Annotated in this window: 15 protein-coding genes; 8 read left to right on the top strand and 7 right to left on the bottom strand. The window is 70.1% G+C overall.

The features are described from left to right. Positions 1 to 59 precede the first annotated feature (59 nt). From AOM45_RS28300 to AOM45_RS52465, 3 genes are read left to right on the top strand one after another with little or no spacing between them, the layout of a single operon-like run. Positions 60 to 896 carry an alpha/beta fold hydrolase gene (locus AOM45_RS28300; RefSeq protein WP_030466017.1) on the top strand — a complete coding sequence of 279 codons (837 nt, stop codon included), beginning with the start codon at positions 60 to 62 and terminating at the stop codon, positions 894 to 896. Next, a complete protein-coding gene (locus AOM45_RS52470) occupies positions 893 to 1360 on the top strand; it encodes a hypothetical protein (RefSeq protein ID WP_201780079.1) in 468 nt (155 codons plus the stop codon). The genes AOM45_RS28300 and AOM45_RS52470 overlap by 4 nt, the downstream gene beginning before the upstream one ends. Next, on the top strand, positions 1288 to 1953 hold the full coding sequence (locus AOM45_RS52465; RefSeq protein WP_236703858.1) for a 4Fe-4S binding protein: 666 nt from the start codon (positions 1288 to 1290) through the stop codon (positions 1951 to 1953). The genes AOM45_RS52470 and AOM45_RS52465 overlap by 73 nt, the downstream gene beginning before the upstream one ends. On the opposite strand, the gene AOM45_RS49915 is transcribed toward AOM45_RS52465, so the two are convergent. The 3 genes from AOM45_RS49915 to AOM45_RS28285 all read right to left on the bottom strand — a co-directional run bounded on the left by AOM45_RS49915 (position 1898) and on the right by AOM45_RS28285 (position 6723). Continuing rightward, positions 1898 to 2062 carry a DUF397 domain-containing protein gene (locus AOM45_RS49915; protein WP_081901906.1) on the bottom strand — a complete coding sequence of 55 codons (165 nt, stop codon included), beginning with the start codon at positions 2060 to 2062 and terminating at the stop codon, positions 1898 to 1900. The genes AOM45_RS52465 and AOM45_RS49915 overlap by 56 nt on opposite strands. Then, positions 2040 to 2903: a Scr1 family TA system antitoxin-like transcriptional regulator gene (locus AOM45_RS28290; protein ID WP_081901905.1), complete on the bottom strand. Its 864-nt coding sequence runs from the start codon at positions 2901 to 2903 to the stop codon at positions 2040 to 2042. Before AOM45_RS28290 ends, AOM45_RS49915 begins: the two co-directional genes overlap by 23 nt. Before the next feature lie 88 nt (positions 2904 to 2991). Then, positions 2992 to 6723, bottom strand: coding sequence for an nSTAND1 domain-containing NTPase (locus tag AOM45_RS28285; protein WP_156093640.1), 3732 nt, complete (start codon positions 6721 to 6723; stop codon positions 2992 to 2994). Positions 6724 to 6830: 107 nt separating this feature from the next. Here AOM45_RS28285 and AOM45_RS28280 point away from each other — a divergent pair, with 107 nt between their 5' ends. From AOM45_RS28280 to AOM45_RS28265, 4 genes are read left to right on the top strand one after another with little or no spacing between them, the layout of a single operon-like run. Then, positions 6831 to 7790, top strand: a complete 960-nt coding sequence (locus AOM45_RS28280) for a zinc-binding dehydrogenase (protein WP_030466014.1) — start codon at positions 6831 to 6833, stop codon at positions 7788 to 7790. A 44-nt stretch (positions 7791 to 7834) separates the two neighbouring features. After that, a complete protein-coding gene (locus AOM45_RS28275) occupies positions 7835 to 8203 on the top strand; it encodes a hypothetical protein (RefSeq protein WP_030466013.1) in 369 nt (122 codons plus the stop codon). 52 nt (positions 8204 to 8255) lie between these two features. After that, positions 8256 to 8855: a DsbA family protein gene (locus AOM45_RS28270; protein WP_030466012.1), complete on the top strand. Its 600-nt coding sequence runs from the start codon at positions 8256 to 8258 to the stop codon at positions 8853 to 8855. After that, the gene (locus tag AOM45_RS28265; RefSeq protein WP_035909352.1) at positions 8852 to 9388 is read left to right on the top strand and encodes a vitamin K epoxide reductase family protein; all 537 of its coding nucleotides are present in this window, start codon (positions 8852 to 8854) and stop codon (positions 9386 to 9388) included. Before AOM45_RS28270 ends, AOM45_RS28265 begins: the two co-directional genes overlap by 4 nt. Here AOM45_RS28265 and AOM45_RS28260 read toward each other — a convergent pair. After that, a complete protein-coding gene (locus tag AOM45_RS28260; protein ID WP_030466010.1) occupies positions 9385 to 10221 on the bottom strand; it encodes a helix-turn-helix transcriptional regulator in 837 nt (278 codons plus the stop codon). The two genes, AOM45_RS28265 and AOM45_RS28260, sit on opposite strands and share 4 nt — an antisense overlap. An 86-nt stretch (positions 10222 to 10307) precedes the next feature. Here AOM45_RS28260 and AOM45_RS28255 point away from each other — a divergent pair, with 86 nt between their 5' ends. Then, positions 10308 to 11084, top strand: a complete 777-nt coding sequence (locus AOM45_RS28255) for an SDR family NAD(P)-dependent oxidoreductase (RefSeq protein WP_030466009.1) — start codon at positions 10308 to 10310, stop codon at positions 11082 to 11084. Between the two features lies 1 nt (position 11085). Here AOM45_RS28255 and AOM45_RS28250 read toward each other — a convergent pair whose 3' ends face one another. The 3 genes from AOM45_RS28250 to AOM45_RS28240 are packed head-to-tail and all read right to left on the bottom strand — an operon-like array spanning position 11086 to position 13141. Next, on the bottom strand, positions 11086 to 11595 hold the full coding sequence (locus AOM45_RS28250; protein WP_030466008.1) for a hypothetical protein: 510 nt from the start codon (positions 11593 to 11595) through the stop codon (positions 11086 to 11088). After that, entirely contained in the window at positions 11595 to 11888 is a 294-nt protein-coding gene (locus tag AOM45_RS28245) for a hypothetical protein (RefSeq protein WP_030466007.1), read from the bottom strand. The genes AOM45_RS28250 and AOM45_RS28245 overlap by 1 nt, the downstream gene beginning before the upstream one ends. Then, positions 11885 to 13141 carry an RNA-guided endonuclease InsQ/TnpB family protein gene (locus AOM45_RS28240; RefSeq protein WP_156093639.1) on the bottom strand — a complete coding sequence of 419 codons (1257 nt, stop codon included), beginning with the start codon at positions 13139 to 13141 and terminating at the stop codon, positions 11885 to 11887. Before AOM45_RS28240 ends, AOM45_RS28245 begins: the two co-directional genes overlap by 4 nt. Between the last annotated feature and the right edge of the window lie 25 nt (positions 13142 to 13166).

The raw sequence follows: 13166 nt of genomic DNA, 5'->3' as shown, positions 1-13166 counted from the left end.
CTGCCCTACCGTGACGTCCAGTCGGTTGGAAAACACAACACACTCGTCGCGAGGTGCAGATGAGCGCGCAGACCAGCGAGTCCCGGATCAGCATCCCCGGGACGAGAAGCCACTTCCTCGAACCCGGCCGGCTGCGGTACCTCACCGGCGGCAGCGGCCCGCCGCTGGTCCTGCTGCACACCGTGCGCACCCAAGCCGAGCACTTCCGCCACCTGATCCCGTTGGTGCGGCAGCGGTACACCGTCTACGCGCTCGACCTGCCGGGGATGGGCTACTCGCAGATCGTGCCGGGCGCCTCCTACGACGAACCGGCCCTGCGCGCCGCCGTCACCCAACTCGTGACGCAGCTCGACCTGCACGACGTGACGCTGCTCGGCGAGTCGATGGGCGCCGTCCTCGCGCTCACCGCGGCGGCCGACCTGCCCGGCCGCGTCCGGCGGGTCGTGGCGGTGAACGCCTACGACTACGCCGGCGGCATCGCCAGATCCAGCCTCCTGGCCAGGCTGATCATCACCGGCGTGATCGCGCCGGCAGTCGGCCCGCTGCTCGCCCGGCTGGAACCCCGACCCGTCATGCGCGCCATCCTTCGTGGCGGCCTCGGCGACCCCTCCGCCCTGCGCGAGGACTACCTCGACGAGCTCCTGCGCGTCGGCAGCCATCCCGGTTATCCGGCCCGCGCCGTCTACCGCAACCTGCCGAGCCTCGTCGCGGCCCGCTCCCGTTATCCCGAGGTCACCGCGCCGATCCACCTCGTCTACGGGGAGAAGGACTGGTCGAGGCCCTCCGACCGGCAGGCCAACAGGCAGCTCCTGCCCGCCGCGGAGTTCACCGAGGTTCCCGGCGCCGGCCACTTCATCGCCCTGGAACGGCCCGACGTGCTGGACGCGGTCGCATGAGCGCGCTCCCGGCGAAGCTGACCGCCCACCCGTCGGTCCAGGCCGTGCTCGCCCGCCCCAGAACGACCCCGCCGACCGTCATCGACGCGACCTGGCTGCGTGACCTGTGCCTCGCGGCGGGCGCGGACGACGCGGCCGTGGTCAGCCTCGACCACCCCGACCTGGCAGGCGAACGCGAGCACGCGCTGACCGCGTTGCCCGGCACCCGCTCCCTGATCGCGATGGCGTTCCGGATGAACCGCGACAACCTCCGCTCCCCCGCCCGCAGCGTCGCGAACCAGGAGTTCCACAGACCGACGAACAGGCCAACCACGCCGCCCGCGCCGTCACCCAGGCGTTGCAGGACACCGGCTACCGCGCGCTCAACCCGTCGGTCGGCTTCCCGCAGGAGATGGACCGCTACCCCGGCCGCATCTGGGTCGTCGCGCACAAGACCGTCGCCGTCGCCGCGGGCCTCGGCGTGATGGGCCTGCACCGCAACGTGATCCACCCTCGTTTCGGCAGCTTCGTGCTCCTGGCCACCGTCCTGGTCGACGCGGAGGTGAGCGAGTACGGCCAGGCGCTGGACCACAACCCGTGCATCGACTGCAAGTTGTGCGTCGCCGCCTGCCCGATCGGCGCCATCCGCAAGACCGGGGAGTTCGACGCCCTGGCCTGCGCCACCCACAACTACCGCGAATTCATGAGCGGCTTCACCGACTGGGTGCAGACCGTGGCCGACAGCTCCGACGCCGCCGACTACCGCTCACGCGTCACCGACTCCGAGAGCGCGTCGATGTGGCAGAGCCTCGCCTCGCCGCCGGGGTACAAGTCCGGCTACTGCCTGGCGGTGTGCCCTGCCGGGGAGGACGTGCTCGGGCCGTACCTCGACGACCGCAAGGCGTTCATGGACACCGTGTTGCGGCCGTTGCAGGAGAAGAAGGAGACGCTGTACGTGCTGCCGGGGTCGGCCGCGCAGGAGTACGCGCAGCGGCGGTTCCCGCACAAGCCGACCAAGGAGGTCACCGGGGGCTGGCAACCACCAGCCGCAAGAAAGTCGTCCACTGGTGAGGCGTGAGCGGGAGTTCGGTGGCAGGCGACTTGCTGTCCCGGATGCCGACGCCGCGGCCCACTTCCACGCAGTTGCCGTCGCTGGCGCTGTAACTACTCTTGCGCCACCTGGTCATCACGAGCCTCCTCACCGATGATGTCGGTGATCAGCTTCCTCGTCTCGACTTCGTCCAACGCCGTCCGATCGAGTGACTTCAGCACCGTCTCGTAGCGTCCGACGGAAGCTCGATCCTCGAGGAAGACGTTGGCCCCTTCGCTCTCGAGGTAGACGATCTCCGGGATCTTCTTGAACTTGAGCAGATCGAAGTCACCCGCGAGGCCGGCATGTGGGCCGAGCGCGGTGGGAACCAAGCGAATCGTGAGGTACGGCCGCACCGACAGGCGGAGCAGGTGGTGGAGTTGCTCCGCCATCACGCTCGAGTCCCCGACCGGCAGCCGCAGAGCCTGCTCGTGCATGTAGATCTGGACGGTCCGGTTGCCGTCGAGCACCGATGTCTGCCGGATGACCCGGTTCTCGACGACCAGCCGCGCGTCCAGTTCCGGCAGCGGCTTGGCGAGGGCGAGGTGCCAGGTGTAGTCGGGCACCTGGAGGAGGCCGTGCACGACGTTCATCGACCAACCGGCGATCCCGGAGGCGATCTTCTCGTGCTCCCGCAGCGTGCGCACCCGATCCGGAACGCCGGAACCGTTGGGCTGCAACCAATCCCTGATGTGCGCATCGTGGTGCAGGCTCATCAGGTGGTCGAACTCGGCGGGCGGCGTGCGCAGCAGACCGAGCAACTTGGCCAGCTCGACGTCGGTCGTGCCTTCCTTGCCGTTGACCAGCTCCGAAACTTTGGCCTCCTGCCAGCCCAGCAGGTCGGCGGCGGCACGGTTGGTCAGGTCGGCCGCCCGCAACAACGCCCGTATCGCGTCACCGAACTCGCGGCCGCGCACCGTTGATCTCCGCAATGGCATGCGGGGACGGTAGAGCCGCTCTTCCGTTTGGCTCCACCCATTCGCCGCAGGTCAACCTGAAAGCATGTCGTTTGGCGGCCTTCCAAACTCACGGACACGTCTCCCGGTACGGCAGGCCGGGCACCCACCGCGCCCAGTCCTGTTCGGACAGACCTTGGCCCAGGATCCCGCAGGCGACTTCCAAAGGCTTGTCCAGCATGGAGGTCAGCGGCCTCAGGTTCCACAACCGCACGCCGTCCTCCACGTCCGAGGTCGCGAGCGCAGTGCCCTCCGGGCTGAACGCGAGCGGCCCTCGCGCGCGAGCGGGCAGCGACGGGCCGAGGCGGCGTGGTGTGGACGAGTCCGTCAGGTCCCACAGGACGACAGTCCCGTCGGGGCTGCTCGTCGCGAGAAGCCTGCCGCGTGGCGCGAAAGCGGCCTGTGCGACGGCGCCGCCGCTGAGGGGCTGGCCCACGCGGGGCCCGCCTTGGTCGCCGTTGGTGTCCCACACGAGTGCCGGGCCGCTGGTGCCGCCCGCCACGAGCACCCGGTTGTCGGCGGAGAAGGTCACCGTGGTGGCACCGGAGACGTTGCCAACGAGCGGGTCGGGTGCGCGTTCGGGATTGGCGGCGTCCCACACGCGGACGGTGCCGTCCGCGGCCACGGTGGCGATCATCGAGCCGTCCCTGGTGAACTCGACCGCCTGGACCTGGGTCCCCTGCCCGGCGAGCTCCATGACGTGCCGGGCTGGATCGTGTGCGTCCCACACGCTCGGGGTGTTGCCGGTCGCGCCGATCGTCGTTGTCACGTAGCGGTTCCCGTCCGGGGAGAACCTCGTGAGCGCGGTCGAGGGTTTCAACTGGTGAGACTGCCGGGGGTGACCGGGGTCGCTGATGTCCTGCAGGGTCTCGCCCGCCGCGAGCGTGCGGCCGTCCGGGGCGAACGCGACCGCGGCGGGCCGCTGGGGCGAGATGCGGGTCAGGGGCTCACCGAGCAGTGCGGGTGTGCCGGACAGCCGCCACAGGGCGGCGCGGTCCTCACCGCCGATGGCGAGCATCGTGCCGTCGGGGCTGAACGCGACGCTGTGCGCGCCTCCTCCAAACGGCGCGCCGATCGGTTGCGGGCGGAATCTTCCGGTCAGGTCCCAGATCGAGTCGTCCACGACGAGGCTGCGTCCGTCCGGTGAGAACGACACCGACTCGGCGGTGACGGCGGGCACCACGTCGTCGACTCGCCTCGGGGCCAGAGGGTCTCTGACGTCCCACAGCGTGGTGCCGCCGGGGCCGCCGGCGGTGGCGAGCAGGTGGCCGTCCGGCGAGAAGTCGAGGTCCTTCATGAACTCGGACCTGAGCGGCAGCACCGACACGATGCGTGGATTGGCCGGGTCGGAGACGTCCACCAGTGAGGCGCCGCCGTCGGTCACCACCGCGGCCAGCCCGCGCACCGGGGAGAACGCCGCGTCACGAACCTCGACCGGCAGTCGGCCCGCCAATCGGGGTCGTGCCGGCTCGCTCACGTCGAACAGGTCCCCTCCGACCGCCAGCAACTCGCCTCCTGGGGCGAAGCCCACGGCGGTGATCGCGCTCTGCCCGCCTCCCGGGGAGAAGGACCAGCCGACCACGAACGGTTGCCCGGGATCCGAGGTGTCCCACAGCCACACCTCGGAGCGGGTGGCGATGGCGAGCGTCCGGCTGTCGTCGGCGAAGGCCATCGCCGTGATCGGACTCGAGTACCAGCCCACCACCGGGCCGACGCGGTGTGGCGTGGTTCGCGTCAGCTTCCAGAACAGGGCCCGGCCGCCGCTGTCCGAGGTGACCACCATCCGCCCGTCCGGCGAGAAGACCGCCCGCCGCAGGTCCCAGCCGGGCACGGCGAGCCGGTGTTTCGGGCGGGGCAGGTCGGAGGCACTCCACAGCGTCACCGCACCGTCGGTGCCGGCACTGGCCAGCACCTTCGCGTGGCGAGCCCTCACAACGTGGGACTGACCCGGCAGACCGCCCAGAATGCCGCTGCCGGCCAGCGCCTCGCTGATGGCGGCATTCGCGGTGGCGTTGCCCGGATCGATCCGCGCGGCGGCCACACCGAACGCCAGCGTGAACCCCGGTGCCACGGTGGCGAAGGTCCTGGACTGGGCGATGAGCTGCTCGACGACCGCGACGCGTTGGCGTTGCTCGGCTTCGGCCTGCCGGTCCTGGGCGATGAGCTGCCGGTTGTAGGCGACCGCCGCGGCGACCACCGCCAGGACCAGCAGGAACGACAGCACGGTCACGGTTCGCCTGCGCAGCCTCCAGTCGTGCCGGACGCTCGCGTGCAGGAAGTCCTCGGCGGTGGCGGAGAGTTGCACCCGCGTCACGTCGTCCCGGGCCGAGTGCAGGTGGGCTCCCTGCCACAGCCGCGAAGGTGCCTGGCCGGAGGTGCGCCAGTCGGCGGCGGCGTGCTCGACGGCGCGGCGCGTGCGGAGTGCGGCTGCGTGTTCGGTGATCGCTCCGGCCAGAGGTGGCCACTCCGTCAGGAACGCCTCGTGCGCGACGCCGATGACCGTCTCGCCAGCGATCGTGTCGGTGGTGAGCAGGCGGCGGGCGACGAACTCGGCGAGTTCCGGGAACGAGCCGCGGTGCACGTGACGGCGTGTGGGCTGACCGCGTTCGTCCACGGTGACCAGCGACAGCAGTGCCGCGAGGACGTCGCGTTCCGGGCGGCCCGACGCGCGCAGGGCTGCGTCGGCCTCTTCGAGCAGTGCGCCGCGGACGCCTCCCAGGGCGTCGTAGCGGGCGGACGAGAGCTTGCCGCCGCGCCCGACGCCGTCGCTGAGCCTGGCCAGGGTGAACGCGAGCAGCGGCAGCGCGGTGCCATCACCGGTGTCGTCGATCATCCTGGCGACGAGCTGCTCGTCGATCGTGATGCCAGCGACCGCGGCAGGCCGTTCGATGACCTGGCGCAGCGCCTCCCGGCGCAGCGGGGTGACCGGGTAGACGCGGGTGCACAGGTCGCCGAGGTGGGGATCCGACAACAGGTCGGTCAGGTACTCCGGGCGAATCGTGCACACGAGGTGGACGTCCGCCGCGCGCAGCCGTCGCGCGAGGGCGCTGCGGCCGAGCGCGTCGGACTGCGTGAAGACTTCTTCGAGCTGGTCGATCACGAGCAGCGGGCGTTGCGGCGGGTCACGGTCGAGTACGTGGTCCAGCGCGTTCGACGGGTGCGCCCCCGGTACGACGACCGGCAGCGGGAAGACACCGGGCACGCCGGCCAGCGCGGGAACGAGACCAGCCCGCACGAGCGAGGACTTGCCGCAGCCGGACGATCCGACGACGAGCGTGCCGCCACGGCCCTCGACGACGAGCTCGACCAGGTCCGCGATCTCCCGTTCACGGCCGAAGTAGACGCGGTGGCGATCGACGTCGAGCGGGACGAGCCCGGGGAACGGCGAGCGGCCGTCCGGCCAGTGCGGATCACCGGCGGCGTCGATCTCGGCGAGGGCTCTGGCGACGCGGGCGCGGGCGGCGGCTCTGTCGGTGAGGTCGGTGTGCTGGACGTCGTCGAGCAACGGGTGCACGACGGTGCCGGAGCGCAGCGGCAGGATCCGGGTGCCGAGCAGGCGGGCGGTGTTCAGCTCCGCGGTGCACCAGGCGGACCCCCGGTAGTCCTTCGTGATCACGCACAGCAGGGCGTGCGCCCAGCGCAGCCGCTCGTGCAGGCGTCGGACCCACTCGTCGCCGATCGCGATGCCGCTGCGCGGGTCGCGGTCGAGGAAGACCTCGTGGCCGGCGGACTCGAGCCAGCCGTGCAGTTCCTCCGCCAACGCGAGGTCCGCGCTCGCGTAGCTGACGAACACTCTCGCCACCTGGCACCTCCGTTCGGATACGAATGGTATTCGCTTGACCTCCACCTTGGTCGAGTTCCTACGGTGGGTCGCGACCGAGTTGATCGAGGTAGGGGGATGTGGTCGTGGTGCGTGCTGTGCGTGTGCACGAGTTCGGCGGACCGGAGGTGCTCGTCGCGGAAGAGGTCCCGGAGCCCGTCGCCGGTCCCGGTCAGGTGGTCGTGGGGCTCGACGTCGCCGACGTGATGTTCCTCGACACGTTGCTGCGCGGCGGCTGGGGGCAGGAGTACTTCCCGCGGACGCCTCCGTACGTGCCCGGCGGGGGCGGAGCGGGACACGTGCTGTCCGTCGGCGAGGGCGTGGATCCCGCGTGGGTCGGTCGTCACGTCGTCGCGCGCGGGTCCGAGGGCTATGCGGAACGGCTCACCTACGCGGTCGAGGAGCTCGTCGCGGTTCCGGAAGGCCTGAGCTCTGCCGAGGCGGCGGCGATGATGCACGACGGTGTCATGGCGCTGAACCTCTTCCGCCAGGCGAAGGTCGCGGAAGGCGAGGTGGTCCTCATCTCGGCGGCCACGGGCGGTGCGGGTTCGCTGCTGGTGCAACTGATGCACAACGCCGGCGCACGGGTCGTCGCCGCGGCTCGTGGCGAACGCAAGCTCGCGCTGGCCCGTGAACTGGGCGCGGAGGTAGCTGTCGACTACTCGCTCGACGGCTGGCACGAGCAGGTCCGAGACGCGGTCGGCGGTGTCGACCTCGCCTTCGACGGTGCCGGTGGGTCACTCGGCAGGGAGGTGTTCGAGACCGTCGCCGCGGGCGGGCGCTTCGTCACCTACGGCACCGCGAACGGGTTCACCGACATCGATCCGGAGGTGGCGAAGGAGCGGGACGTGGACGTGCACAACGCGCTGGCGGCCGGTCCGCCCGACGTCGCGACGGTCAGCGAACTGATGACCGAGGTGCTCGCGCACGCCGCTCAGGGGCGGCTTCGTCCGTTCATCGGGGCGACCTATCCGTTGGAGCAGGCGGCTCAGGCGCACCGGTCGCTGGAGGAACGGGCGACGCTCGGCAAGTCGCTGCTGCTGATCTGAGCCACTTCACCCGGCGCAGGCGGCGACTGGCTACGCTGGATCACGTGCCCGGCACCCGCAGCTCGCGAACCCGCGCGTATCTCGCGCGGGTTTTCGCCGTGCTCGCGCTGGTCGCCGGCGTCGCGATGATGCAGGGCACTCCGTGTGAGACCGAGTTCGCCTGGACCGCGCAGTGCCCCACGTCGAGCACTCACGTCGTGGCGCACTCCGACCAGTCCGACGACTCCGGGCTGATCGAGGGCATTCTCGTCGCCGGCGCCTGTCTCGTGGTGGCGCTGGCGGTGCTGATCGGTTTCGCGGTGCTGCGGCGGTCCGGGTCGTTCCGGGCGCCGCTGGTGCGTCTGCCCGTGTGGTCTCGTCCTTCCCGTCGGCTGGAAGTGCGGCTGGCGCAGCTCTGCGTGCTGCGCGCCTAGACCGAACCCGTTCTTCGGGTCCCGGTTCCGTCAGCCTTCGTGGAGTTCTGCCATGTCCAAAAACGCTCGTCTGTCCCTGATCATCGTCGCCGTCGTCGCGGTCGTGATCGCAGGGTTCGTCCTGTTCTCCCGCAACAACAACACCACCGCGGCACCGCAGTCCGGTGGTGGCAAGGTGTCCGTCGTCGAGTACCTCGACATGGAGTGCCCGTCCTGCCGGGCTGCCTTCCCCGGCGTGCTGAAGCTCAAGTCCGAGTACGGCGAGCGCGTGACGTTCGACGTGCGGCACTTCCCCATTCCCAGCCACCGCAACGCCGAGCTGGCCGCCGTCGCGGTCGAGGCGGCGGGGGCGCAGGGCAAGCGGGACGAGATGTTCAAGCTGATGTTCGAACGGCAGCAGGAGTGGGGCGGGCAGCAGACGTCCCAGCGGGCGGCGTTCGTGACGTTCGCCGGGCAGCTCGGGCTCGACACCGCGGCGTTCGAGACGGCGTTGGGCGACTCGGCGCTGAAGGAGCGGGTGCTCGCCCAGCGGTCCGAGGGTGGCAAGGCCGGGGTCACGGGTACGCCGACGTTCTTCATCAACGGCACCAAGTTCACCGGCGCACCCTCCTACGACGCGCTGAAGTCCGCGATCGACAAGGCGTTGTCGTGAACCGGATCGTCGCGTGGGTGCTGGCGGTCGGCGGGTTCGTCGGGCTGGTCGCCTCGTCCGTGCTGACGGTCGAGAAGATCGCGCTGCTCAAGAACCCGTTCTACGTGCCGACGTGCAGCATCAACCCGGTGCTGAGCTGCGGCTCGGTCATGAAAACCGCGCAGGCGGAGGTGTTCGGTTTTCCCAACCCGTTGCTCGGCATCGCGGGGTTCGCGGTCGTGACGACGCTCGGAGTGCTGCTGGTCGCGGACGTGTCGCTGCCGTCGTGGGTCTGGATCGGGTTGCAGGTCGGTGTCACGTTCGGCGTGTTGTTCGTGCACTGGCTGATTTTCCAGTCGCTGTACGAGATCGGCGCGTTGTGCCCGTACTGCATGGTGGTGTGGGCGGTGACGATCCCGATCTTCTGGTACACGACGTTGCGCAACATCCGGCCGTCGTTCCAGTACCACAGCGTCGTGCTGATCCTGTGGTACCTGGTGATCGCAGGGGGTGTGTTGCAGGCGTTCTGGTTCTACTGGTCGTCGCTCGTCTAGATGCGGGCTCCTGGGCCGAGGACGTTGAGCAGAGCCAGCGCCTCGGCACCAGGGGATCCGTGCGGTGCGCTGTAGAGCACGAGGTTCTGGTCGCGGTCGGTGAGCGCGAGCGAGTCGCAGTCGACGGTGACCTCCCCGACGACAGGGTGGTGGAACGTCTTCGTGAGCGTCGGCGAGGGCTGAACGTCGTGGCGCTCCCAGAGCCGTGCGAAGTCGGGACTTCCGGCGCGGAGTTCGTCGATCAGCCCGGTCACCGCGGGATCCGCCGGATAGCGGGCGAGGGTGACTCGCAGCTGCATGACGGCGTGGTGGCGGAATTCGGCACCGTCGGAGATCCCGTAAGGCGGCCTGTCCGGTGGTTCGAGGAACGCCAGCCGCGCCAGGTTGCGGTCCTCGGGGGCGAGCAGGGAGAAGTCCTCCATCAGCGCGGCCGCGAGGTCGTTCCACGCGAGCACCTCGAAGATCGCGGACGTGACGAACCCGGCCGTCTGCGGCAGTCGTTCCAGGAGCGCGAGGATGCTCGGGCGCACGTCGCGGCGGTGCAGCCGGGCACGGGTCGGTGCCGTGCCGGCGAGGAGGTGGAGGTGGTCGGACTCCGAGTCGGTGAGCCGCAGCGCGCCCGCGATCCCGGCGAGGACGTCACTCGACGGCCACGGAGCTCTGCCCTGTTCGAGCCGGACGTAGTACTCGGTGGAGATGTGGGCGAGGACCGCGACCTCCTCGCGGCGCAGACCCGGTGTCCGGCGCCGGGGGCCGGAGGGGAGGCCGACGTCCTCCGGCCGCAGCCGTTCGCGGCGGCTGCGCAGGAACGACCCGAGCTCGTGCTTGCTCATACTCCGAGTCTGCCCGCCGTGCGCCCGTGGATCCTGGTACAGCCTGTACCTGAATGCGCGACGGTGATCGGGCTGAAGTTGTCGTCATGACCAACGACATCGCACCCGCCGGCCTGCTCACCGGCAAGGTCGTCCTCATCACCGGCGCGAGCCGCGGCATCGGCGAGGCCGCGGCCAGGCTCTTCGCCACCGAGGGCGCCGCCGTCGTGCTCGCCTCCCGCGGCACCGACGCCCTCGACCGGATCGCCGGGGAGATCCGCGACGGTGGAGGCGTCGCCGACACCGTCGCGCTGGACCTCGCCGACCGCACGAGCATCCGCGCGGCGGTCGACCACGTCGAGGAGCTGCACGGACGGCTGGACGGCGCCTTCAACAACGGCGCGGCGCTCCAGGCGCCCGGCCCGCTCGACACCACCAGCGACGAGGACCTCGACGTGCAGTTCGCGGTGAACTTCCGCGCGCACTGGACCGCCATGACCGCCGAGGCCGCACTCATGCGACGCACCGGCGGCGGGGCGATCGTCAACACCTCGAGCATCGGCAGCCGCCGCGCGAACCCCGCCCTGCCCGCGTATGGCGCGATGAAGCGCGCACTCAACAGCATCACCGAGACCGCCGCCGTGACGTGGGGCGGTCAGGGCATCCGGGTCAACGGCATCACGCCCGGCGGCACCGCCACGGAGATGATCGACGCGTGGGAGGCGGCGTCCGGCGGCATCATCGACCGCATCGTCGCGATGACTCCGCTCGGTCGAATGGCCGAACCGCGCGAGGTGGCCGAGGTCGCCGCGTGGCTGCTCAGCGACCGCGCCTCGATGGTGACCGGGGCGATCGTGCCGGTCGACGGAGGCGCCGGGGCCTGAGTCAGAACCACCGGGACCAGCCGGCGCCGGCGAAGATCGTCAGCCCCGGCCCTCCCGGCAGGATGTTGCGTTCGTTCAGGCGTGGAACGTCCCAGTCGAGGACCATGCCGTTGTCGAGGTACAGCAACCCGAACGCTTCGGCGACCAGGGAATCGGCGTCACGCGCCTGCACCGTCCAGTACTGCCCCTCCAGCCAGTCGGAGTCGGCCTGGTGCAGGCGCGTGGCCAGGAACGCCACCTCACAACCGGCCTTCACCGCCGTGTCGCGGAAGAAGTAGGCGAACGGCAGGGCGGGGTCGCGCGCGAGGCCGGACGCGGACTCGTCGTCGCCTCTCAGGCCGAAGAACTCGTGCTGCGAGAACCGCACCATCGCGCACGTGTGGTCGTCGAGCCGCGTCACGTGCGCGTCGACGTTGCTGAAGGGACCCCACGTGCCTCCGGCGATGCCGAGCGCGTCAAGGCCGAACTCCGCGGGCGAGTAGAACGCGGCTGCCAGCAGTTTGCGGCCCATCAGCCCATGTCCGCGCGGCGCAGGCGGTCCACGAACTCGGCGAGCGTCATCATCTCCCGCGACGTCAGGTAGTAGGAGCGCTCCATGGTGCGCCGCACCTCCTCCAGGGGCGCCGGGTACCGGTACTGGTCGTACGGGGTGTACATCGCCAGCACCTTCTCGACGTCGAACGGTTCCTTGCCGCGTTCGGAGGCTTCGGCCTTGGCGGCGGCCAGCTTCTCCGCGACATCTCGCTCGTGCTCCGCCTTGATGCGGTCGAACAGCTCCCAGTCGTCGCGTCTGTCGTCGGTCACCGCGGCACTTTGACGTTCTCCTCGCCCTGAAGGGCGGGGATTCCCTCCACGCTGCGCGTGGCGTCTGGGTGGATTCCCGTTTCACAGCGCTGCGCCGGCACGGATGCTGGGCTTACCTGCGCTCCACGGTCGTTTAGCCTCTCCGCACGTCCTGCGGCGAGGATGTTGATGGCGGCGTTGATGTCCCGATCATGGGCGGCGCTGCAGAGGCAGGTCCACGATCGGATGTTCAACGGCTTCTGGCCGTCGACCCGGCCACATGCCGAGCAGGTTTGCGAGGTCGGCAGCCACCGGTCGATTCGCCCGAAGGTCCGCCCGTGTCGGGCCGCCTTGTACTCCAGCATGTCGGTGAAGGTGGCCCATCCGGCGTCATGCACGGACTTCGCGAGCCGGGTCCGGCCGAGACCGGCCACGCACAGGTCCTCGACGTACACCGCTTGGTTGTCGCGGATGATCGCCGTGGACAGCTTGTGCTGCCAGTCCCGCCGGCTATCGGCCACCTTCGCGTGTGCGCGGGCGACCTTCACCACGGCTTTCTTGCGCCGGTTCGAGCCCTTGGCCTTGCGGGACAGGGCCTGTTGCAGCCGTGCAAGCCTGCGAGCGGCCTGCCGCAGGAACTTCGGTGCCGTGACCTTCGTACCGTCCGACAGGACGGCGAAATGCGTCAAACCCAGATCGATACCGACCTCGGACTCCGAGGACGGCAGCGTCTCGTCCTGCTCCGACACGACGACGAACGAGGCGAAGTACCGGCCAGCCGCGTCCTTCACGATGGTCACCGAGGACGGTTCAGACGGCAGGTCACGGGACCAGCGCACGTCGAGGTCGCCGATCTTCGGCAACCGCAACCGGCCGTTGCCCAGCACCGTGAACCGGGCGTTGCGAGTGAACCGGATGGCCTGCCGGTTGTCCTTGCGGGACCGGAACCGTGGCGGGGCGACCTTGCGGCCCTTGCGTGCGCCGGTGACGGAGGAGAAGAAGTTGCGGTAGGCGGTGTTCAGGTCTGCGAGGGCCTGCTGCAACACCACCGCGGACACCTCGCCCAGCCATGCCCGTTCAGGGGTGCACTTGGCTCGGGTGATGACCTGCTTGGACAGCTCGCCATCCGAGAGGTACGGGTCGCCGTTCACGTGAGCCGCCCGGCGGGCGTGCAGCGCGTCGTTGAACACCACCCGCGCGCAGCCGAACGCCCGCGCCAGCGCCTCACGCTGGCCAGGCGTCGGATAGACGCGGAAGTTGTACCGAAGCTGCACAACACCATCGTATTCCGTTGGTTTC

This window comes from Lentzea aerocolonigenes, assembly GCF_000974445.1.
Lineage (GTDB): Bacteria > Actinomycetota > Actinomycetes > Mycobacteriales > Pseudonocardiaceae > Lentzea > Lentzea aerocolonigenes.
Note: the sequence above shows the minus strand (reverse complement) of the source record. Positions and strands in the feature narration are given on the sequence as shown.

Bases quoted from the DNA above. Each gene is read 5' to 3' on its own strand.
- AOM45_RS28300 (WP_030466017.1), top strand. From the start codon at position 60: ATGAGCGCGCAGACCAGCGAGTCCCGGATCAGCATCCCCGGGACGAGA.
- AOM45_RS52470 (WP_201780079.1), top strand. From the start codon at position 893: ATGAGCGCGCTCCCGGCGAAGCTGACCGCCCACCCGTCGGTCCAGGCC.
- AOM45_RS52465 (WP_236703858.1), top strand. From the start codon at position 1,288: ATGGACCGCTACCCCGGCCGCATCTGGGTCGTCGCGCACAAGACCGTC.
- AOM45_RS49915 (WP_081901906.1), bottom strand. From the start codon at position 2,062: ATGACCAGGTGGCGCAAGAGTAGTTACAGCGCCAGCGACGGCAACTGC.
- AOM45_RS28290 (WP_081901905.1), bottom strand. From the start codon at position 2,903: ATGCCATTGCGGAGATCAACGGTGCGCGGCCGCGAGTTCGGTGACGCG.
- AOM45_RS28270 (WP_030466012.1), top strand. From the start codon at position 8,256: ATGTCCAAAAACGCTCGTCTGTCCCTGATCATCGTCGCCGTCGTCGCG.
- AOM45_RS28260 (WP_030466010.1), bottom strand. From the start codon at position 10,221: ATGAGCAAGCACGAGCTCGGGTCGTTCCTGCGCAGCCGCCGCGAACGG.
- AOM45_RS28255 (WP_030466009.1), top strand. From the start codon at position 10,308: ATGACCAACGACATCGCACCCGCCGGCCTGCTCACCGGCAAGGTCGTC.
- AOM45_RS28250 (WP_030466008.1), bottom strand. From the start codon at position 11,595: ATGGGCCGCAAACTGCTGGCAGCCGCGTTCTACTCGCCCGCGGAGTTC.